Below are 22,837 nucleotides of genomic sequence, written 5' to 3'. Positions count from 1 at the left end.
AATTATTTATAGAACAATTTTTAGCGTGTTTTCCTGGTTTAGGTGGTATAATAGATTTTAATTAATTTGTCAAACCATCGCTCCTGTCGGGCTTTATTGGTTTGGGTTTAGGTCTTGACGGTAATGCCCTATCCGGATGTTTGTTACGGGAAAGGGCAGTTATGCAAAATAGCATGATCAGTAAAGTGCCTATTATATCTTTCATCGCCTTTAGATTAATGGTTTTTTATAAAATGGTTAAGCTGGATAAACTCTTTTTCGTTCCGTTTCAATAACACAATTTTATGGAGTACCGGTAGGGTACACAATACAAAGCAGTTGGTATTTTTTGAAGTGATGATAAAGTTTAGATTTACTGATAATTAGTACGATGGAAACAACAGCTGAAAAATTATCGGTTATTATAGCAGATGACCACACCTTGTTTATAAACGGACTTAGCATGTTATTGCAAACCGAGCCCGATATAGAGATCCTCAATATTGCTGCAAATGGTAAGGAATTGCTGGGTTTATTGCATACGCATACGCCAAAACTCATCCTGCTTGATATCAACATGCCTGGGATGAACGGTTTTGATGTGCTAAAAAGGGTAAAGGACTATCACCCCAAAATAAAGGTGATCATGCTATCTACCTATAACGAAGAACACCTGATTGAAAAAGCCAGGGCCGGCGGTGCCGATGGCTATCTTTTTAAAAATGCCGAGAAAAGCGAACTGTTAAGAGTGATGCGCCTGGTAAGTGAAGGTACACCATGTTTCCCGGCCAAACTACCCGTGGTAAATTCAAACTTTGATGAGCCGGATGTTTTTTTAAAGCAATTTCAGCTTACCAAGCGGGAGCTCGAACTACTGCAATTTATTAAACAGGATTTTACCAACCAGCAAATGGCCAATCACCTGCACCTGAGCATTTACACGGTTGAAACCCACCGTAAAAACATTATGCAAAAGCTAAACCTCAAAAATCCGGTTGAGCTTACCAAGTTTATATTGCAGTATAATTTGTAAACGGGAAAATGATATTTTAAATATAGAGAACTGATTTTGGCTAAAGCCATTTTGTAGGTTGTTGTCTTTCCGCCCCATAAATGGGACGGCAATGAATTTTCAATTTTCTTTGAAGCCAATTTCTTTTATTCATTGCCGTTTGGCTTTAGCCAACGGTCTATAGAGGGCAGCCGAAAAGATGGCTTTAGCCAAAGTTTTGCGGGCTTGCAATCCAAAAAACACTTTCCCTAATCCTATAAAGCTTTCTTAGTAATCGGAACATAAACCGATACCAGCGTTCCCTTGCCCACCTGCGAATCCAGTTCGACCTTGCCCTTTAAAAAATTGATCCTCGATTTTAGGTTGCTCAGCCCCATGCCTTTGTAAATATCGGGGTTGGTGGCATCAAATCCTTTACCGTTATCTTCAATAGTAAGGCTGATGTTCTCCTCGTCTTTAATCAGCGAAATGTCAAGCCTGTCGGCATAGGCGTGTTTCATCACATTGTGCACGCTCTCCTGCAATACCCGGTATAAAATAATTTCGGTGGTATCATCAAAGGGCGCATCAAAACCCTTGCTAAAAAAGTTTATGGCCATGGCATCAGTCTCAATATTGCTCAAAAACTGTTTAACCACTTGTGCCAGCCCCGTTTCATTAAGCGCCCAGGGCATCATGTTGTGTGATATCGTCCGTACCTCTTTAAATCCGTCATCAACCATATTAATGGCTTTCTCAAATCGCTTTTTTTGATCGTCATTCACAAAAGGCAATTCGGCACCTATAATGGCAAGGTTAATTTTAGCTGCCGACATGGTTTGGCTTACACTATCATGCAAATCCTGGGCAATCCTTCGGCGTTCGCTTTCTTCGGTTTCAATAATGGCCTTCATGGCAATATTGCGTTGCCTTAGCTGTGTTTGCTTATAATATATAATACCGATAAGCAGCATCAGCAATACAATAATAAAAGTGCCGGTTACCCAGTAGTTGCGTTTGGTTATTTCAAACTGTTGTTGTAACAGTTGGTCTTCCCGCTGGGTGATCTCGTACCTGGTTTGTAGCTCGTCGATGGTTTTTGAGTTTTGGGTTTTACTCAAAGCATTTATGGCGCTGTGTTTTTTTAGGTAGATGAGCGCTTGCCTGTAATCGCCGGTTCGCTCATATAAGTCGGCAATTTCATTTACTACGCTGCTTTGCATATCGGTATAGTGTATTTGCGCGGCAAAATTTAAACAGGTTTCCAAAGCATCCAGCGCCTGTGGGTACATTTTTTGGCTTTTGTATAATAGCCCCAGGTTAAAGTAGTTGATGGTAATCGCCAATGTGTCGTTCAGTGATCTTTTGGTATCAATTGTTTTCAGGATCTCTTGTTCAGATTCGGTCTTGTGTTTGATATTCCCCATCACATCGGTCATAAATGCATGGCTGTATGTTTCGGATGTGTTTTCTTTCGTTTTTTGAACAAAATCTAAAGAGTCGTTAATATCAAATGACTGCCTGTAATAATCTAATGCTTCGCGGTAGTTATGTTTGGTTTCGTATAACAAACCAAGCTGTTTTAACGCGTTCATCAACGCCCGTCGCGACCCGGTTTTTGGGGCACATTCAACCACCTTATTATATAATTCAAGGGCCTTATCGTAATTTTTCAGCTTGATATAGATGTTGGCTAATTGGGTATAGTCGTTTGTGAGCGTATCTTGTTTGCCAATTGGTGTTAATGCTATTGCGGCCTTATCAAGGTAATAAGATGCAGAATCGTAGCCACCCTTTACAAGGTAAGCTTTGCCTATGTCTCTCCATATAAAGCCGGTAGTTTTTGAAGCGTTTAGGCGATTGTGCGCCGAAGCTTTGCTGAGAGCTGTCTTTTTTAAACTATCAATGTTTTGCCCGGAGCAGGGGACTACCATCCAAATGCAGAAATAAAGGAAAAGGTATTTCATAACCGGCTCATGTCCCCATTTAAAGGTAGTACTTTAAACCCTACCTGCAAAATGGCGGTGTTTGTCTATTTTGCAAACAGGCCGGTAATTGATAAATAAGATGTAGAATGTAGGTAATGAGCACAATTATACCGGTGTTAAAACTGGGTAATAACTATCACAATCAACACAGACGATACCACTGCTAAAAAAAGAAAGAAGTTTTGGCGGCGCTTAGCTACAACAATATCGGGAATTTTACCCGTGCCATTCAATTTTTTGAATTTGCGCATATATACAAGTGATAAATACACAAAGATAATGGGCAAACAGCCAGCCAACAGGTATGTTAAAGTTTTCATAAATTATTATTTTAAGTAAAATAATGGCGATAGCAGCAATACCGATGTTATGTATTTGCTGGTTTTGACATTACAATTTTATGGAGTATCCGGGCGGCACACAATACAAAGCAGTTTGTATTTTTTACGCATTACATAAAGCGTAGCTTTACTGGTATCGAGCTTTGTTGAAATACCAGGCGAAACACGGGAACGGTTTTATGTTATTGATAAAAAAGAATAACTTTAATACAGAATATTAAGGTGTGAGTTTGAATGGCGGGATTTATAACTGTAAAAAAGTTTGGTCTTGATGCCATATGCTAAAGTTTACATGGTATTTTGATTGCAACAATAACTATGTGTAGCACCTACCCTTATAAAATATAAAATTGGATGAAAATATTGTATTTTCTTAAAAAGGGCGAACACGCCCTGCCCCGCTACAAGATACTGCCAATCTTAATTTTGACGGTATTTATTGTTGCAGGTTGTTTAAACCGGGCGGCTGCTCAAAAGAACAACCTGTCGGATTGGAATGTTCCGCCGCCATTACCGCCTGTACCACCTGGCAGCCAGTTAAAAGGAAACGCCGGAAGCAAGGCTGAATCGGGGAAGCTTATTGTATTAACTCTTGTTGATGTACCTGCGCCATCATTGCCGCCTGCGCCGCCGGTACAAATACCGGTTTTGGCATCCATTGCTGCAACTTCGCCATTGGTAGATGTACCAAACCAGCCAACAATATCCGGCGTTGGTGCGGGATTGCCCGATGTGCCGTCACCCGATGCACCAGAAGCGCCTGCATTACCAAAGCAAGTTCCCGCCGATGCTGCCATTATAGTAAATACAGAAATCCCGGTCCCCGAGGCTCCTGAAATGCCGCCTTTTCCAAAAGAGCCATTACCTTCGGGACTAACAAATGGATCCCATGGTGCTATCCCGGTAATGCCAAATGTGATTAGTCCACCTGGTTTTTCAATCCCTGTTGGCGGCGACCAAAATATCTGGTCGACGCCTGGTGTTCAGCAAAACGAAAGTTTTAAGCTGATAAAACCAACCGGATCAAAATCAATTAAGCCAAATGATAAAGGCGCTAAAAAGGCAAATCACAACAAGGCAAAAACTAATTAAACCGGCTTAATATATGAGCTTTAGTAGTAATAATGCCACTATCCTCCCGAAGGGCATTATAACCGATAATATAAAAATGGATACCGCCCATAACTGCTTTAAATATATATGCACGCTGCTATTAGTATGTGTGAGCAGTGTAGTATGCGCGCAGGCAGCGTTTAAAAAAGGCGATGAGTTTCAAAGACAAGTACTAACCAAATCAAACTGCGTATTGCAGCGTGGTAGTCAAACCTTACATGTTAGCTCTTTTTCAACCATGGTTAAAACATATAAGGTGACCGATGTTTCTGATAAAGGGGCATCGTTTGTTATTATTACAGATAAGCTTACAGATACCGTAAACGCCATGGATCAAAACCTGGTATATAATTCGGGCAAACCTGCCGATCCTAATTCTTTTATCCAGGTTGGTTTGCAAAAAATTGCGAATGCGCAGGTTGCAGTTACCGTAAACAAAAAAGGAGAGATAATGAATGTGAGGCGCCCAGCAGCTGTAAATGATACGCTGCTGTCATTCACCGGGATCCAGCCCGAAAATCTATCACCCGGCACCACCCTGCAATTTATGGTGAACTTTCCGCTAAGTCAATCGCTTAAAAAAGGATATTCATGGACTAACGCGGCAAATTCTGCAGAAACCGTTTATACCATTTATGCGGTAAACGCGCTAACCACCACTATAACTTATAAAACAGCTGTTTTGGGCGATAATTTAAACAGCAGGGTTAACGGATCAATACTGATCAATAATAATACCGGGGTTGTTTTAAAACGGAGCTCGCAAAGTGTATCTACCGGGTACGAAATGGTAAACGGCATAGTATACACCGCAACCCGCAGAACCGCCACCACTGAAGTAAGCATTAAAAAGTAAAGGAGGTTACTGTATTTTTTAAAGCCCTGTGAAAAACAAGGCCGGTTAATAAAAAACATTTCGGTACTTTGATTTTTCGACGCGGGAGAATCAAATATGCAAACGTTACTACAATTAAAGCGGGGAGAGCTTAAAGGAGCGGCTTACCTGGAGTTATCCGAGGGGCTTGATCACTTCCCCGAAGAGATCTTCGGATTGTCAGAAACATTGGAAACCCTCGATCTTTCGTTCAATAAATTGACTGCTTTACCTGCGGATTTTGGGAGGTTAAAAAAATTAAAGTTTTTTTTCTGTTCAGGAAACCTGTTTTCCACTTTACCCGAGGTATTGGCCGATTGCCCCCTGTTGGATATTGCCGGCTTTAAATCAAACAGGATTGAAACCGTTCCCGAACGATCTCTTAATCCAAACCTACGATGGCTTATCCTTACTAATAATAAAATATCGGCTTTGCCTTCTGCAATAGGTAAATGCGCCAGGCTGCAAAAGCTGATGCTTGCCGGAAACCAGCTGAAGGAACTGCCTGCAGAGCTTAAGAATTGCCAAAACCTTTCGCTTTTGCGGATCTCTGCAAACAGGTTGCCCACGTTACCCCAATGGCTTTTATCAATGCCGAAACTTTCATGGCTGGCAATCTCCGGAAACCTGTTCAACAAAAAGCCTGATGTTTTGCCGCCTGCTTTTATTAACTGGGGCGAATTAGAGATCAATCAATTACTGGGCGAAGGAGCCTCCGGAATGATCTATAAAGCTATCGGCAAATCGGCAGAGAAAGAAGTAGCTGTTAAGGTTTTTAAAGGAGCCGTAACCAGCGATGGCTATCCCGAAGATGAAATGAACGCCTATATAGCCGCGGGCAGCCATGCCGGCCTGGCAAAGTTGATAGGGCAAATCCATGCCCACCCCGAAGGTAAAACAGGATTGGTTATGGAGTTAATTCCTTCCCATTTTTTTAACCTGGGTATGCCGCCCACCTTAGATACTTGTACCCGGGATGTGTTTAAGGAAAACTTTAGCCTTTCATTACAAAAGGTATTAAAAATTGCTGCCACCATTGCTTCTTTAGCAGCGCAATTGCACGATAACGGAATTACCCACAGCGATCTATATGCCCATAATATATTAATAGATGAAGATGGTAATACATTGTTTAGTGACTTTGGGGCAGCATCTTTTTATGATAAAACTGATTTGAAAACTGCCCATGCTTTTGAGCGGTTGGAAGTGAGCGCCTACGGTTACCTGCTGGATGACCTGCTTTCTTTATGCAGCGAAAAGGGAAATGAAAATGCTTTAAAGAAGATAACGGGACTTAAAAATGAATGTTTGGCGTCCGATATATCATCGCGTCCGGGGTTTGAATATTTGGTAGCTGAGTTTACAAAACTATTAACATCGGGTTAATCCTTATAAGGTGGTGTATATAGATCAAATTCGAACCGATTTTTGAGTTTTAACAACTCTTGTTTTAGGTTTAAGGGGGTTTAACCGATCAGATTTTACCATAGTGCGATTGGTGGTTGTGCCAATGGATTTATTAGTTTGTGTAACGTAATCCATAGCCTGTTGGAAGGTAGGTACCCACAATTCGTTTTTGTTTTTATTGATGTATTGCAATAACTCCTGATGGGCTCTGGCCGATATAGTGATGTAATCGCCACCAATGCCATGGATCATCAATACGCCCATCCCACCACTTTGCTGAACTTTTTTTACAAAGGCAATAAGTTGCGCGCCTGTTGTATTATCCTCCACGCCGAAAGATGGTACCAGCAGAGGGTCAAGGCGTTTAAAGTTGGTTATAAAATCGCTGGAATCGCCGCCGCCACGGGCGTATTTTATCTGGTTGAATTTTCTTAAGGAGTCAACATAATCTTTTCCGCCAGCAGTTGTTTCCGTGCAGGGGTAGGCGTAAGTACGGCTTGTTTTGCCGTCAACAGCGTATAAAAAGTGGTTCATTACTTCTATCTCCCTGATTATACTATATGGTGTATAGTTTTCAGAGTGTACCGGGTTATCATCGGTGCTTAAACAAGGATGAAAAATGGTATGGTTAGCCAGTTCAAAACCTCGTTTGCTAAGCCTGCGCCAGCGGGGGATGGTTACCGGATCAATATCGCCGGTTAAAAAGAAGGTAGCTTTCAGATGTGCGGCTTCCAGTTGCGGTACACCTACATTCAGTTGCGAAACCAATGCATCATCATACGTAAGTACAATGGCGGCTTTTTTATGCTTCGGCCATTTAATGCTTTCCTGGGCGTGCCCGGCAAAGCCTATCAAAATAATTAATGAGATGAATATTAATTTCACGGTAGCTATTTAAAAATTGGCTAAATAGATGGTATATCAAATTTGGCGAATTTTACCGGCATAACAATAAAGATCAACACTTGTATTCCGTTAAATTATGAAAAATTCATATCGGCATGGTTGATGTCGTATGATTTCCCCCAGGGCAAACGCATCTAAATAATTAACGGGGATAAGCTGTTATTTAATAATAGGTAACGGAATAAAGCTTATGACGTTAGGAAGATATAAACATCAAACAATACCTTGTTTTTATTGGCTGGTCCTGGTTAAATGGTCCAGGTATCGAATGGGCTTGTATAGGCCAACAACAGGCACAAATATTTGGATGCGCCTAAATTGCGCAATACACCAGTTTAATGTTAACCTTGTTAAAATATAAAATACTGATTATTAGATAATTATAATGTTACGCATCTGAAATGTGTTAAGTTATGTTAACCCAATTAGGTGCGTTTACCCTGTGATTTCCCCTTTAATATTTTGAATATTTAATAATAAACACCATCTTTATAAACAGTTACCTATAAACCAATTTGAAAAAAGTTATTGCATTGCTGTTGTTAAATATTCACCTGCTAAATATTGGCGGGCAATTGGCATTGCATCAATATTTGGTTTATAAAACCGATAAGTTTTATAACGCGCAAATAAGCAAAGGTTTATATAATGTTAAAGACCTAACCGAGATCTCAATCCCAGTAAACATGCCCGGGATTCATGACTGGAAGCGTTTTGAAAACATAGCTGGTCAAATTCAGTTTGGCAGCACCAGCTATAACTATGTAAAAATGAAGCTTACCCGCACGGCGCTTCACCTTATGTGTATCCCTAATTACGATACCACCCGCCCCGTTGACAATAATGTGCTATGCGCTAAAGGGGTTAAAGATATTCCTGTTCCTCAAAAAGATCATGTGCCTTTTGGCAAAATAGTTTTATTGGATAACCTGAGTTTATCATTTATTCAATTTGAGTTTTACTGCCCGATAAAAAAATTGACTGAAAGGTTTATACAACCTACTCAGCCCCTGGTTTACGCTCATCAGGATATCCCGGAGCAACCACCTAAGTTTTTCTGCTAATCTCCTTTAATCAATTCGCTAAACACGTTTTTGTTGTTATAAGTATGCTGTGTTATCAAATGCATAGCCTGCTTATAGTGATCAAAACAATCATATTTCGGATTGACCGATCTTGATTATTTCTCCCTTTAATTTATCTTGACACCTTTTCAGGTTCTGAATAAACATTGGGCATATCAATTTTAAGATCATTGAATATCATTAATATTTATTAAATGGTAACCCTCGTGTAGTGTTATCACCAATATCGCTTCAATCAAAATGAAAATAAAAATAGCCGTAGCCGCGGTGCTTTTTGTAGCACTGGGCTTCACCATAATAGCATCCAGCAAAACCTCGTCACATGAGGATATGATTCAGTTACTTCAACAAATAAACCGCCAGAATTTTAAGATCTCAAATCCTTTTAATCCCGAAGCTAAGATCGCTTTCTGCGATTCTTTACTCAAAGCCGATCCTGGCATGCGGAGTAATTATATTTTAAGTTCCAAAGCCGCTTTGCTGCTAAAAAAAGGAAAAGAGGAAGAGTCTGTTAGTATTTATGAGGATTTGGTTAATAGAATGGATTATATGTCCAGCTCGCAAATATTGCCCGATATGGCCATCGCTTACATGCGCCTTGGCGAGCGCAGCAATTGCATGCTTAACCATACCGGATCTTCCTGTATTTTTCCTATAAAGGATGATGGGGTGCATAAAATTCAAACAGGATCAAGAAAAGCGATTGAGACTTATACATCAATGCTAAAGGCGCATCCTGACGACCTGGAGTCGCGCTGGTTGATTAATATCGCTTATATGACACTGGGTGAGTATCCTCAAAAGGTACCAAAAGAGGTTTTGATCCCCGGTTTAAATGCCGATAGCGTGGCCGGTATTAAGCCGTTTAAGGATATAGCGAAAAGCCTAGGTCTTAATATTAATGGCCGGGCCGGTGGCGTTGCAGTAGACGATTATAATAATGACGGTTACCTGGATATCATCACATCGGGCTGGGATTTGAGCGATCCTATGCATTATTTTCAAAATAATAAGGACGGTACGTTTACAGACCGCACTGAGCAAAGCGGCTTAAAAGGGATTACCGGCGGCCTAAACATCCAACAAACAGATTATAACAATGATGGCAATATCGACTTGTTTGTTTTACGTGGTGCCTGGCTTACCAAGGGGTTTGGCAATCAACCAAGCTCATTGCTGCGCAACAATGGCGATGGTACCTTTACTGATGTAACCATACCAAGCGGTCTGCTTTATTTTCATCCTACACAAACAGCTACCTGGGCCGATTTTAATAACGATGGCTGGCTGGATGTTTTTGTAGGCGTAGAAGCATCTACCCAGGCACTTGACGGCAATGCGCCAACCTGCCAGTTATTCATTAATAACCACGATGGTACATTTAAAGACGTTACTACTTCGGCACATTGCGGTATATTAGCGTTTGTAAAAGGGGTTACCTCTGCCGATTATAATAACGATGGCTTTGCTGATATATTTATTTCCACCATGACCGGCGATAAATACCTGCTGAAAAACAAAGGCCTTAAAAATGGGAAGGTGGATTTTGATGATGTTACCCGCAAAGCCGGCCTGGCACAAAACAAGGAGCGCACCTTTACCACCTGGTTTTATGATTATAACAATGATGGATGGCAGGATATTTTAGTTAGTGACTATAATTTTGAGCACACACTGGGTTATTACAGCGCTGCTGCTGCTTTGGGTAAACCGGTAAAAGACGCGGGCAATGTATTCCTATACAAAAACAATCACGATGGCACTTTTACCAATGTAACCAAAGAAGTAGGGCTTGATAGGGTGGTTTACAGTATGGGTGGCAATTTTGGCGATATTGACAACGACGGTTACCTGGATATGTATTTTGGTACCGGTAACCCCGATTTCAGATCATTGGTGCCTAATAAATTCTTTAAAAATGATGGCGGTAAAAAATTCATTGATATTACAAACTCATCGCGTATGGGCAATCTGCAAAAAGGCCATGGCGTAGCTTTTGCAGATTTTAGAAATACCGGCAACCAGGATATCTACGCCGAAATGGGCGGCGCTTATATAGGCGACTCGTACACCAGTTCGTTATACCTTAACCCGCGCACGGATAATAACAACTGGATAAGCTTAAAGCTTGATGGGGTAAAAGCCAATAAGGCTGCAATAGGTAGTCATATCAAGTTAACGTTTACCGAAAATGGCGTTCAACGAAGCGTTTATAAGGATGTAAACTCTGGTGGCAGCTTTGGCTCATCGCCATTGCGCCAGGAAATGGGTATTGGCCAGGCAAAATTAATTGATGATATCGAAATTAAATGGGCCGGAAGCGGCACTGTGCAGCATTTTGCCAATGTAAAACCAAACCAGTTTTTGCAGATTACCGAAGGCGTTGATCAATATAAGGTAACACATTTAAACAAACTAACCTTTATTGATAAGCAGGATATGGCAACATGTATGCCGATGACCGCGCAAACAAAATAATGATTTGCTTTGTAATACTTCTATTACAAACCGTATTAATAATCTAAATAAATCGATTACCTTTAAAGTAAAATCATTATCAACGCTAAATCTAATTAAAAATGAAAAAACTGCTTTTATTATGCTTCCTGTTTTTGGGAATAACAACAGTAAGTAATGCCCAAATGCATGCAGCCAGCAAGCCCGAAGAAAAGGCTATGGAGTTGCAGAAAAAATTAAAACTATCTGATAAGCAGTGCAAAAAAATTGCAGCCATTTATACAGCGTCATCAGAAAAGTTTGATAAAATAAAGGCAGAAAATAAAGGCGATAACACCAAAATGCTGGTAGCCATTGAACCTTTGCGTACAAGCACCATCAAACAAATTAAAGGGGTGTTAAGCCCTGCCCAGGGCGTAAAATACGATGCACTGGTAAAAGGCGCTAAAGATGCTGGCGGTAACGGCTGGAGCGATGGCTGGAGTGCCCCTAAATAAATGATATTTTAAAAGATCAATTAAAGCCCTTTGCTGCGAAGTAAGGGGCTTTTTATTTGTATAGCTCAATTAAGCTCGAACAGTTGACAATGATCGGCCGCTGCTCAACAAGGCTTTTGTAACAATAATCACTCAAATTACTCCCAGCAATAAATTGTTACATTCAAATATTAAAAAAAGCATAGATTAGCAAATCTAAACGGTTTTAGTTTGTGATTTGCACTTGTATAATTATATTTAAGGCCGCTAAGCATCGCCCTATTTATACCTATGAAACACTTTTTTAGTACCTGTTTCCTGGCAGCACTTTCTATGGGAGTGCTTGCCCAGGAGAAGGCGTTAGACTCCTTAAAGGAGAAAACCGCTTTCCAGACCAGTAGCCCCTGGATGCCCGAAATTGACGTGCGATCGGACATTGCCATTGTTTACGGCGTTAACGACCGGGCTGGAATGACCTTTGAGCAACGGGTACAAACCTGGCGCGATCATGGGTACCAAACCAACTTTATGACCGGCATAGCCTGGGGCGATTACAAAGACTATTTTTTAGGTAAATGGGATGGCAAAAACCACCTGGGCGTAGGGCAGGTTACTATGAAAGGCGATACCATTTTTCATGGTAAGGATATGCCCTATGTGGTGCCCGATACCTCGTTTATTGAATACATGAAAACCGCGATTGTAAAACGGGTAATAGACGCGGGTATCACCAACATATTTTTAGAAGAACCGGAATTTTGGGCACGCGCGGGCTACAGTGCGGGCTTTAAACAGCAATGGCAAACGTATTACGGCTTCCCCTGGAAACCGCAGGATGCATCGGCCGAAAATACCTACCTATCCAGCAAGTTAAAATATCACCTGTATTATGATGCCATTAAACAGGTATCGTCATACGCTAAAGCTTATGGCAAAAGTAAAGGTGTAAATATTAAGGTGTTTATAGCCACGCACTCGTTGGTCAATTATTCATCGTGGCAAATAGTTAGTCCCGAGGCCAGCCTGGCTTCATTACCGGGGATAGATGGTTATATAGCACAGGTGTGGACCGGTACCTCGCGCGAACCAACGTATTTTAACGGCCTGCAAAAAGAAAGGGTGTTTGAAAACGCTTACCTGGAATACGGTTCTATGGTATCTATGACCGCGCCAACCGGTCGTAAAATGTTTTTCCTTACAGATCCTATTGAAGACCGGGAAAAGGACTGGGCCGATTACAAACGCAATTACCAGGCAACCTTTACCGCCAAACTATTATATCCAACCGTATCAGATTACGAGGTGATGCCCTGGCCCGAGCGCATTTATACCCATCCCTATAAAGTGGCCGGCAGTAATGAGAAGATTTTGATCCCGCAATACTACTCCACCCAAATGCAAATTATGGTAAATGCTTTAAATAGCATGCCGCCATCGGCCAATAAAGTAACCGGCGTTAACGGCATAGGGGTGTTAATGAGCAATACGCTCATGTTTCAGCGCTTTCCTACGCATAACGGGTACGATGATCCGCAATTTTCCAACTTTTACGGGCAAACCCTGCCGCTGCTAAAGCGAGGCGTACCAGTGCAAACCGTACATATGGAAAACCTGCAATACACGGCGTCACTTAAAAATATTAAAGTTTTGGTGATGAGCTATGCCAATATGAAGCCGGTATCTGCAGTGATACATCAACAGTTAGCAGCCTGGGTAAAACAAGGCGGCGTTTTGGTTTATTGCGGCCGCGATGACGATCCTTATCAATCGGTAATGGAATGGTGGGATACAAAGGGCAATAAATATACCGCGCCATCGCAGCATTTATTTAAGCTGCTTGGCATCAACCCAACAAAACCCGAACAGCATTTTAAAGTAGGAAAAGGTGCCTTTTACGTAATGCGCCAAAACCCCAAAGAATATGTTTTAACAACCGGGAAAGATAGTGCTTACGTTAATACCGTAAAACAAGCTTATGAAAAAGACGCGCATGCCGGCCTGCTCAGCTTTAAAAACAGCCTTTACCTTGAACGTGGTCCTTATGATATTATATCTGTATTAGATGAAAACATCGATAGCAAACCGTACACGGTAAAAGGCCCGGTGATTGATCTTTTTGACCCGCAGCTGCCGGTACTGGCCAGTAAGGTTGTTAACCCCGGCGAGCAATCGCTGTTATATGACCTGGCCCGCGTACCCAATAAAAACACACCGCAGGTTTTAACATCGGCGTCAAGGATCTACCAGGAAGCGATAACAGCCAATAGCTACTCGTTCATTGCTAAGAGCCCCGTTAAAACGTTAAATAGTGCAAGGGTTTTATTGCCCACCCAACCAAAAGAAATGATAGTTACCGATAGCAAGGGACAAGTTATTACCGATGTTAAGACAACATGGGATACATCATCAAACACCTTATACCTGGGCTTTGCCAATAGCCCGGATGGGATAAAGGTTGATTTGAGATGGTAAATGGAACCTCTGAGAAAGGTTGATTACTATACTCCCGTACGTGAGTTTTCATGTGCGGGAGTTTTTTACTTAAGCACATTGATTGAAAACAAATAGCTGAACCAATATACATAATGAAAAAACTAATTCACCTGGCTTTCGCGTTTTTGCCGCTTGCAGGCATAGCGCAGCAAAGCACCCCGATCAGTAACCCGGTAGACCTGATCAACCCGTTAATGGGTACCGATTCTAAACCCTCTCTTTCAAACGGCAACACTTACCCGGCAATCGCTTTGCCCTGGGGTATGAACTTCTGGACGCCCCAAACCGGCAAAATGGGCGATGGCTGGCAGTACACCTACAGCTCAGATAAAATTCTTGGCTTTAAACAAACGCATCAGCCATCGCCGTGGATGAACGATTATGGTATGTTCTCTATCTTCCCTGAAACCGGCAAGCTGAAATTGAATGAAAAAGAACGCGCAAGCTGGTTTTCGCACAAGGCCGAAATAGCAAAACCTTATTATTACAGCGTTTACCTGGCCGATTATGATGTAACTACCGAGATCACACCTACAGAGCGTGCCGCAAGTTTCAAAATCACGTTTCCTAAAAGCGATAGCTCACACATTGTGATTGATGCTTTTGATAAAGGATCATACGTAAAGATTATCCCCGGCGAGCAAAAGATAGTTGGTTACAGCACTAAAAACAGCGGCGCGGTACCGGCCAACTTTAAAGACTACTTTGTTATTTACGTAGATAAACCATTTGAGCTGGCCTCAACCTGGCACGATTGGAAAAAAGACGGCGCCCTGGAATATACCGGCGATTATGGCGGCGCGGTAATCACCTTCAAAACCAAAAACGGCGAGCAGGTGCATTTAAAAGTGGCTTCATCATTCATTAGTATTGAACAGGCCGAACTGAACCTGAAACGCGAGTTGGGTGAAGATAAGTTTGAAACAACATGCCAAAAAGCGAAAGATACCTGGAACAAAACCCTGAGCAGGCTTAATGTAGAGGGCGGTACTATAGATCAAACCCGTACATTTTACTCCAGCTTATACCGCATGTTGTTTTTCCCTAACAAGATGTACGAGGTAAATGACAAAGGCGAAAACGTACACTACAGTCCTTTTAACGGCAAGGTAATGCCGGGCTATTTATTTGCCGGTACAGGCTTTTGGGATACCTTCAGGGCATTGTATCCATTCCTGAACCTGGTTTACCCATCTATCAATAAAGAGATGCAGGAAGGGCTTATTAACGATTATAAAGAAGGCGGCTGGCTGCCCGAGTGGTCGAGCCCTGGCTATGCCGATTGTATGATTGGTAATAACTCGGCTTCGGTGGTATCAGAGGCTTATTTAAAAGGGATGCGCGGGTACGATATCGAAACCCTGTACCAGGCTTTAAAACATGGTGCCAATAATGAGGGGCCGAACGCTACCGGCCGTAGGGGAGTGCAGTATTATAACACTTTAGGTTATGTGCCTTACAACGTTAAAATTAATGAAAACGCCGCCCGTACTTTAGAATATGCTTATGACGATTTTGCCATTTACCAGTTAGGAAAAGCGTTAGGCAAACCAAAGGCCGAAATTGAAGTGTACAAAAAACGCAGTCAGAATTACCGCAATATTTTTGATCCGCAAACCAAACTGATGCGTGGCAAAAACCAGGATGGTACTTTTGAAACCCCGTTTAATCCGTTTAAATGGGGCGATGCCTTTACTGAAGGCAACAGCTGGCACTATAGCTGGGGTGTTTTTCATGACATCCAGGGTTTAATTAACCTGATGGGCGGCAAGCAGCAGTTTGCAGCCAAACTCGATTCGGTATTTAGCATGCCGCCAACATTTGATGATAGCTATTATGGTGGGGTTATTCACGAAATCCGCGAAATGCAGATTACCAACATGGGCCAGTATGCGCATGGTAACCAGCCTATTCAACATATGATCTATTTATATAACCACGCCGGGCAACCATGGAAAACACAATACTGGGCACGCGAAACCATGAATAAGCTTTATAAAGCCACGCCCGATGGCTATTGCGGCGATGAGGATAACGGCCAAACATCGGCCTGGTACATCTTCTCGGCAATGGGTTTTTACCCGGTAACGCCAGCCAGCGATCAGTATGTGTTAGGTGCACCTTTATTTAAAAAGGTAACCATCAATTTAGAGAATGGTAAAACCATCGTTATTAACGCGCCAAACAACAGTGCCGATAACAAATATGTAAACAGCCTTACTATTGATGGCAAACCGTACACTAACAATTGGCTTAGCCATAAGGGTCTGTTAGGCGGTGCCGAGCTCAATTTTGATATGCAGGCCACGCCAAATAAAGAGCGCGGTACAAAGGATGCAGATGTTCCATATTCGATGAGCAACGAAAAATAACAGCAAATATTGTCCATTTAAAAAAAAGGCCCTGTCATTGACGGGGCCTTTTTTGTTAAGTGATTGTTTATCAGAAAAATAAAATTGTAACATTATTGTTTCTTTTAAAGAAATATGTATTTAACATGTATTGATTATATAATACATATGGTGTGGTAAGTGCCTGTTAGTTTGTTTTTTAGGCGGACACCGGGTGGTTATTTGGATGGTGTAGTTATGCCTTTTAAAAGTGTCCCTTAGGGTGGTAAAAATGCAATTATTGTATTAATCACACTAATTTGAATTTTATGGCGCTTTTTGATGCTTTTTTATGGCTTGTGATATAAAACAAACGGGGGAAATACCTCGCGTATTTCCCCCGTTCAAATTAACTTTATTAACTGTCTTATTATTAACTAAATGATTTAGTTACGATCTAAGAACGAGCAAAGGAACAAAATGTTTTATTATTTATTCAATAAAAAATAATATAATTGCATTTTAATACGTATGTAAGGGAAATGTTACAATTATTTATTTGATATTTTATAAATGTCACGTAGGTTTATCCCTTTAAGTTTTTAACTATTAACTAACTCATTATTTATGAAAAAAAGTCTACTAACGACTTTGTGCATTTTGTGGTTAGCTGTTACACAGCTATATGCGCAAAACCATACCGTAACAGGAAAGGTTACGGCCAAAGAAGACGGCCTGCCGCTGCCAGGCGTATCGGTAAAAATTAAGGGGACAACTACAGGTACCCAAACCAACGCCGATGGTAATTACTCCCTAAGTGTTCCTGATAACGGAACAATCACTTTTAGCTTTATTGGCTACGCTAACCAGGATATTCCTGCAACCGGAAGCCACATCAACGTGGTGATGGTTACTTCAAGCCGCGGCTTAAATGAAGTAATTGTTACTGCCCTTGGTATTTCTCGTCAGCAAAAATCATTAGGTTATGCTGCGCAACAGGTTAAAGGCGACGATTTAACTGTTACCAAACAATCTGATTTGAATACTGCTTTAGCAGGTAAAATTGCCGGTATCCAGGTATTGGGCGGTTCTGGTGCTAAGTTTGGTACTTCAACTATCCGTATCCGCGGTATCAATTCATTGGCAGGTGGTAATCCAATTTACGTAGTTAATGGTGTAATCACCGACCCGAATGCAGTTAACAATGATGATATCGAATCTCTATCTGTATTGAAAGGCCCCGCCGCTACTGCTTTATATGGTCAGCGTGCATCAGAAGGCGCTGTTGTTATTACCCTTAAAAAAGGTACTGATAAAGGCGTTGGTGTTTCTGTTAACCAATCAACAACGTTTGAAAAAGTTTACCAGTTGCCACAGTATCAAAACGAATATGGTGGCGGTACGAGCGTAAACTGGGATACTTATACTTATGATCCTAACAACGGTTCGCCAGCTTCTTATGCCAAATTTAATGGTACAAAAATTTATGATTACGGTGTTGACGAAAGCTGGGGCCCTAAAATGGATGGAACATTATATGCGCCATGGTATTTCTGGGATCCAAGCAATCCTGATTTTGGCAAGCTGAAACCATTTGTTCCACAGCCAAATAACGTACGTGATTTTTACCGCACAGGTATTACCTTCAATACCAACGCCGCGTTTTCAAAAGCTGCTGATAATTATAACATCAGGGTATCTTATACCAACATTGAAAGAACCGGTATTACACCAAACAGCGATCAGAAACGTAACAACGTGGGCATTAACGGTGAACTTAAATTAACCAAGAAGTTAACTTTAAGCGCTAATATGAATTTTTCGCAAATAAATTCATTTAACATCCCAGCCGAAGGATACGGAACTCAAACAGCAGGTTCATTCAGCCAATGGTTCCACAGGGATATTGATATTAATGAATTAAAAAACTACCGTCGTGCTGATGGTACATTTACTTCATGGAACATCACCAGCCCGGATGACTTAACCCCGCACTATTGGGATAACCCTTATACCGAGGCTTACGTAAATACATCTCAATCAAACAACAACCGCGTTTATGGTAACTTAACTTTATCATACCAGTTTACTAAAGATCTGTCATTCGCGATTATTGCAAGAGAAGATCTGTTAAACAGGGACGCCAGCGCGCGCGTAGGCTCTGGTACACTTAACGTGGATGCTTACTCACAAAACCAGTACTCTTATAAAGAAAATAACTACGTAGCAAATTTGGCCTATAATCACAACTTTGGTGAATTATCTGTAAAAGCAGGTGCTTATGCCGAAACACGCCAGGATCGTTACCTATATACAGCTGGTAACACCAATGGTGGTTTAGCTATACCAGATCTTTATACGCTTAGCAACTCGTCAAACGCGCCAACGGCTTTTAGCTTTAATGGTTTATCAAGGGTGAACAGCTACTATGGTTATACATCATTTGGTTATAAAGAATTTTTATACCTTGATTTTAACGCCCGTAACGATATCTCTTCAACGTTACCGGTAAATAGCCATTCTTATTGGTATGGTGGTTTATCAGGTTCATTTGTATTCTCCGAGCTTCTTCCAAAAAGCGATGCTTTCAGCTTTGGTAAATTGAGGTTGTCGGCAGCAAAATTAGGATCTGATGCGCCTATTTATTCCACTAACCTTACGTATAACTTAAGTACTACGCCACATGGTAATGACGCGGTGCAAACAGTGCCGAATACTTTACCAAACGCAACTTTAACACCAACTCTTTCTACAGCTTATGAAATTGGTACCGAGTTGCATTTCTTAAGGGACAGGGTTAAATTTGATTTCAACTATTACACCCGTACTGCAAAAGATCAGATCCTGCCATTACCGGTTAATGGTACAACAGGTTACTCAACAGTGGTGATCAACGCCGGTTCTATCAGGAACAATGGTATTGAAGTATCACTTGGCGGTACACCGGTTAAATCAAAAGATTTTACCTGGAACGTTGATTTCAATATTTCATTTAACCGTAACAAAATTCTTTCACTTTACCCTGGTGTTACCAACGTAAAAGTTACGCCTGATGGTCCGGGTGGTTACACCTTATCTGGTGGTAACCTGGCTGCAGGTTCACAAAGCTTTGGTTTTGTGGGTTCACCAAGCTTTGGTATCAACGGTTTCCCTGGTCAATCATACGGTCAGATTATTGGATCGGGCTTTACACGCGATTCACAAGGCCGCATCATTGTTGGTGCAGATGGTTTACCTGTTAGGGCCGATAACGTTAACCTTGGCAGCATGCTACCAAGCTATACCGGCGGTTTTACCAACTCATTTAACTACAAAGGCTTTTTACTTGCTTTTTCGCTTGATTATCAAAAAGGCGGCAAATTTGTATCTATCACCCAGCAAAACCTTAACGGATCTGGCTTAGGTATCGAAACCGTTGGTAACAATGCAAAAGGTAACCCTGTACGTAACGCTGTTGCCGATGGTGGCGGTACTTTAGTTGCCGGTGTACATGCCGATGGCACACCAAATACTACTTATGTAGAAACACGTACATTATACGAGCAATCATACAGCCAGATTTGGGAAAAATGGACTTACGATGCTTCATATGTTAAATTAAGAGAAGTTAGTGTTGGTTACACATTCGGTAAAAGAATGCTGAACAAAACGCCGTTCCAAAGTGCTTATTTTGGTATAACAGCTCAAAACCCATGGATGATTTATTCAAAGGTAAAAGGTGTTGACCCATCTCAACTGCAAACTTCATTCTATGAAGGCGGTCAGTTACCAAACACCAGGAACTTAGGTTTCAACATTAAGTTAACATTCTAATAAGATTCTCCATCATGAAAAAATCATATATCAGTAAAATTATAACCGGGGCCGGTATCATCATCCTGGCCTCATGTAAGGTTGGTGGTGATGTAAATATCAACCCCAACCAATCGCCGAATGCGCAAACAGGTTACCTGTTAACAAGTGCGCTTCAATACATAGGCGGCATAAACGGTGCCGGTGCAACTACCAATATCAACTCATTTGCCGGCAATTTGTATTCACAATACCTGGCCGAAACATTTTATACCAGCGAATCGCAGTTTTCATTAAAACAATACGATTACCAGGGATATTATACCGGTCCGCTGCAGGATTTAAAAACGCTGATCCAGTTTAACACAGATCCGGCTAAGAAAAACCTGTTATCTACAACCAAATTTGGTTCAAATAACAACCAGATAGCCGCTGCGCGGATACTTACAGATTTCATTTATCTTACTATAACTGATAGGTGGGGTGATATCCCTTATTCTCAGGCTTTAAGCGGTGTGGCTAATTTTACCCCGGCGTTTGATGCTCAAAAGGATATTTATACTGCTTTAATGAAAGATTTAGATGCCGCGCAGGCGCAATTTGATGGCGGTGCTGCATTGTCAAGCGATATATTGTTTCAGGGTGATGCCACCAAATGGAAACATTGGGCAAATTCATTGCATGCTGTTATGGCATTAAGGCTTTCGAAGGTTGACCCTGCTACCGGCAAAACCGAATACGCCAAAGCAGTAGCGGGTGGTTTGATGACCTCAAATGACGATAATGCAACTTATACATACCTTGCAGCTCAAACAAACGAAAACCCATATTTTACAAACTATCGTAGCCGTTATGATTATGCGGTAAGCACCTTGGTAGTAAATACGCTTTCTGGATTAAACGACCCAAGGTTACCAGTTTATGCTGCACCAACAGCTTCAAAAACCTATGTAGGTTTACCATATGGCACATTTGGAAGCGCTTTAGGTAATTATAACAAAGGTACACGTGCAAAACCGGGTAACGTATCGTTAATTGGCCTTGCTGTTTCTGGCCAGGGTTCACCAACCATATGGACTTCATATGCACAGGTCATGTTTACCCAGGCCGAAGCAGCTCATTTGGGCTGGATTTCTGGTGGCGATGCAACTGCTGCTGATTTTTATACCAAAGGTGTAACCGCGTCTTTAGAGCAAAATGGTATCAGCGATGCCGACGCAGCTACTTACCTGGCTCAAGCCTCTGTAAAATTTGTTGCAGCTAACGCGTTAGAGCAAATTTTAACTCAAAAATGGATTGCAGCTTTCCTTGGAGATGGCTGGGAATCATGGGCGGAATATCGCCGTACAGGTTTGCCTAAGCTTCTTGACCCGGTTCCGGGATCATTAAGCCCGGGTCAGAAAATACCACGCAGGCAACAATATCCACAAACCGAGCACGATCTTAACTTAACAAATTACAACGCTGTAATTGCACGTCAAGGTCCGGATGCACAGGATACCAGGATGTATTGGGATAAAAACTAATTTATAGTTTCTATATTACAAAAAGAGGGAGTTGCCATAATGGTAACTCCCTCTTTTGCGTTATAGCCTGTTTAAATTTTCTTTAAGGCTTTTTATGTGCCAATGAAGTTATTATTGAGTGTATTTATAGGCAATTTACCGGTAGTTTATCGTCCTGAAAAAAAGACCGTTAAATCAAAAAACGAACAAAACTAACTGTAAACTTATAGCCGGATAATACCCTGCATGCATAGTAGCGATATTGATGTCTACTACAACTGCGCCACAAAATCCTTCATCGCCTGCCCGGGGTCTGTTTGCTTCATAAAGGTTTCGCCTATTAAAAAGCCGTTAAAGCCGGCCAGTTTCAAATGCCTGATGGTTTCGGCATCGCTAATGGCGCTCTCGGATATTTTCATGAACTCTGCGGGGATATGTTGGGCCAACTGGTACGATGTATCCACAGATACGGTAAAGTCGGCCAGGTTGCGGTTATTTACGCCAATTGCATCTAATTTAGGGTGGATGCTGCGTTCCAGTTCTTCCAGGTTGTGTACTTCTAATAACACATTAAGCCCGATGCTTTTGGCCAGTGTTGCCATTTTATCGATTTCGGCACGGGTAAGGATGGCGGCGATAAGCAAAATGATATCGGCACCCAATGCCTTGGCTTCTATTACCTGGTACTCATCTATCATAAAGTCCTTACGTAGTACAGGAATACTATTTACCGAGCGCGCCCTTTTCAGATCGGCCTTGCGGCCCATAAAAAAGTCGCGGTCGGTTAAAACCGATAGGGCAGATGCACCGGCGGCGGCATAGTCGGTAGTAACTTTGCTCACCCTTACCTTATCGTTAATAATGCCTTTTGACGGCGATTTACGCTTAAATTCGGCAATTATACCGCTGCGTTCCGGATCAAGCAAAAACTCCCTGAAAGAATAAGTTTCCCTGTGGAAATATTCTGATTCTTCCAGTTCGACATACGACGTACGCTTTTTAGCGTAGGCTACTTCCTTTTTTTTATTGGCAACTATTTTATCAAGTATGGTCATAAAGCCCCCTAACCCCCTAAAGGGGGAATTTCAGTTCGTTAAATT

The 22,837-nt window shown here is 41.6% G+C and carries 16 protein-coding genes; 11 read left to right on the top strand and 5 right to left on the bottom strand.

Features of this window, described 5'->3' with window-relative positions:
- Positions 1-61 precede the first annotated feature (61 nt).
- Positions 62-205 carry a hypothetical protein gene (locus FHS10_RS13850; protein ID WP_259091562.1) on the bottom strand — a complete coding sequence of 48 codons (144 nt, stop codon included), beginning with the start codon at positions 203-205 and terminating at the stop codon, positions 62-64.
- A 165-nt stretch (positions 206-370) separates the two neighbouring features.
- Between FHS10_RS13850 and FHS10_RS13845 the strand changes: the two genes are divergently transcribed.
- Positions 371-1,012 (top strand): response regulator, encoded by a 642-nt coding sequence (locus FHS10_RS13845; protein ID WP_259091561.1) that lies wholly within the window; start codon positions 371-373, stop codon positions 1,010-1,012.
- A 233-nt stretch (positions 1,013-1,245) separates the two neighbouring features.
- Here FHS10_RS13845 and FHS10_RS13840 read toward each other — a convergent pair whose 3' ends face one another.
- Both FHS10_RS13840 and FHS10_RS13835 read right to left on the bottom strand, forming a co-directional pair.
- Positions 1,246-2,937: a tetratricopeptide repeat-containing sensor histidine kinase gene (locus FHS10_RS13840; RefSeq protein ID WP_259091560.1), complete on the bottom strand. Its 1,692-nt coding sequence runs from the start codon at positions 2,935-2,937 to the stop codon at positions 1,246-1,248.
- A 137-nt stretch (positions 2,938-3,074) separates the two neighbouring features.
- Entirely contained in the window at positions 3,075-3,278 is a 204-nt protein-coding gene (locus tag FHS10_RS13835) for a hypothetical protein (protein WP_259091559.1), read from the bottom strand.
- Between the two features lie 375 nt (positions 3,279-3,653).
- On the opposite strand from FHS10_RS13835, the gene FHS10_RS13830 reads away from it, so the two are divergent.
- From FHS10_RS13830 to FHS10_RS13820, 3 genes are all read left to right on the top strand, one after another.
- Positions 3,654-4,391: a hypothetical protein gene (locus FHS10_RS13830; protein WP_259091558.1), complete on the top strand. Its 738-nt coding sequence runs from the start codon at positions 3,654-3,656 to the stop codon at positions 4,389-4,391.
- Between the two features lie 13 nt (positions 4,392-4,404).
- Positions 4,405-5,268, top strand: coding sequence for a hypothetical protein (locus FHS10_RS13825; RefSeq protein ID WP_259091557.1), 864 nt, complete (start codon positions 4,405-4,407; stop codon positions 5,266-5,268).
- A 96-nt stretch (positions 5,269-5,364) separates the two neighbouring features.
- The gene (locus FHS10_RS13820) at positions 5,365-6,672 is read left to right on the top strand and encodes a leucine-rich repeat-containing protein kinase family protein (RefSeq protein WP_259091556.1); all 1,308 of its coding nucleotides are present in this window, start codon (positions 5,365-5,367) and stop codon (positions 6,670-6,672) included.
- A gap of 24 nt (positions 6,673-6,696) precedes the next feature.
- On the opposite strand, the gene FHS10_RS13815 is transcribed toward FHS10_RS13820, so the two are convergent.
- Positions 6,697-7,578 (bottom strand): polysaccharide deacetylase family protein, encoded by an 882-nt coding sequence (locus FHS10_RS13815; RefSeq protein WP_259091555.1) that lies wholly within the window; start codon positions 7,576-7,578, stop codon positions 6,697-6,699.
- Positions 7,579-8,114: 536 nt separating this feature from the next.
- Here FHS10_RS13815 and FHS10_RS13810 point away from each other — a divergent pair.
- The 7 genes from FHS10_RS13810 (at position 8,115) to FHS10_RS13780 (ending at position 21,758) form a co-directional block, all read left to right on the top strand.
- Positions 8,115-8,663, top strand: a complete 549-nt coding sequence (locus FHS10_RS13810; RefSeq protein ID WP_259091554.1) for a hypothetical protein — start codon at positions 8,115-8,117, stop codon at positions 8,661-8,663.
- A 261-nt stretch (positions 8,664-8,924) separates the two neighbouring features.
- Positions 8,925-11,162 carry a CRTAC1 family protein gene (locus FHS10_RS13805; RefSeq protein ID WP_259091553.1) on the top strand — a complete coding sequence of 746 codons (2,238 nt, stop codon included), beginning with the start codon at positions 8,925-8,927 and terminating at the stop codon, positions 11,160-11,162.
- Positions 11,163-11,263: 101 nt separating this feature from the next.
- Complete coding sequence (locus FHS10_RS13800) at positions 11,264-11,638, top strand: hypothetical protein (RefSeq protein WP_259091552.1); 375 nt, start codon at positions 11,264-11,266, stop codon at positions 11,636-11,638.
- Between the two features lie 270 nt (positions 11,639-11,908).
- Positions 11,909-14,089, top strand: coding sequence for a hypothetical protein (locus FHS10_RS13795; RefSeq protein ID WP_259091551.1), 2,181 nt, complete (start codon positions 11,909-11,911; stop codon positions 14,087-14,089).
- Positions 14,090-14,202: 113 nt separating this feature from the next.
- Complete coding sequence (locus FHS10_RS13790; RefSeq protein WP_259091550.1) at positions 14,203-16,482, top strand: GH92 family glycosyl hydrolase; 2,280 nt, start codon at positions 14,203-14,205, stop codon at positions 16,480-16,482.
- A 585-nt stretch (positions 16,483-17,067) separates the two neighbouring features.
- Positions 17,068-20,253 carry a SusC/RagA family TonB-linked outer membrane protein gene (locus FHS10_RS13785; RefSeq protein ID WP_259091549.1) on the top strand — a complete coding sequence of 1,062 codons (3,186 nt, stop codon included), beginning with the start codon at positions 17,068-17,070 and terminating at the stop codon, positions 20,251-20,253.
- A 14-nt stretch (positions 20,254-20,267) separates the two neighbouring features.
- Positions 20,268-21,758: a SusD/RagB family nutrient-binding outer membrane lipoprotein gene (locus tag FHS10_RS13780; protein WP_259091548.1), complete on the top strand. Its 1,491-nt coding sequence runs from the start codon at positions 20,268-20,270 to the stop codon at positions 21,756-21,758.
- Positions 21,759-22,009: 251 nt separating this feature from the next.
- On the opposite strand, the gene trpC is transcribed toward FHS10_RS13780, so the two are convergent.
- Positions 22,010-22,792 carry an indole-3-glycerol phosphate synthase TrpC gene (gene trpC, locus FHS10_RS13775; protein ID WP_259091547.1) on the bottom strand — a complete coding sequence of 261 codons (783 nt, stop codon included), beginning with the start codon at positions 22,790-22,792 and terminating at the stop codon, positions 22,010-22,012.
- Positions 22,793-22,837 lie beyond the last annotated feature (45 nt).

The organism is Mucilaginibacter dorajii (assembly GCF_024808255.1).
Taxonomy (GTDB): Bacteria; Bacteroidota; Bacteroidia; order Sphingobacteriales; family Sphingobacteriaceae; genus Mucilaginibacter; species Mucilaginibacter dorajii.
This window is presented reverse-complemented; position numbering and strand designations above follow the sequence as displayed.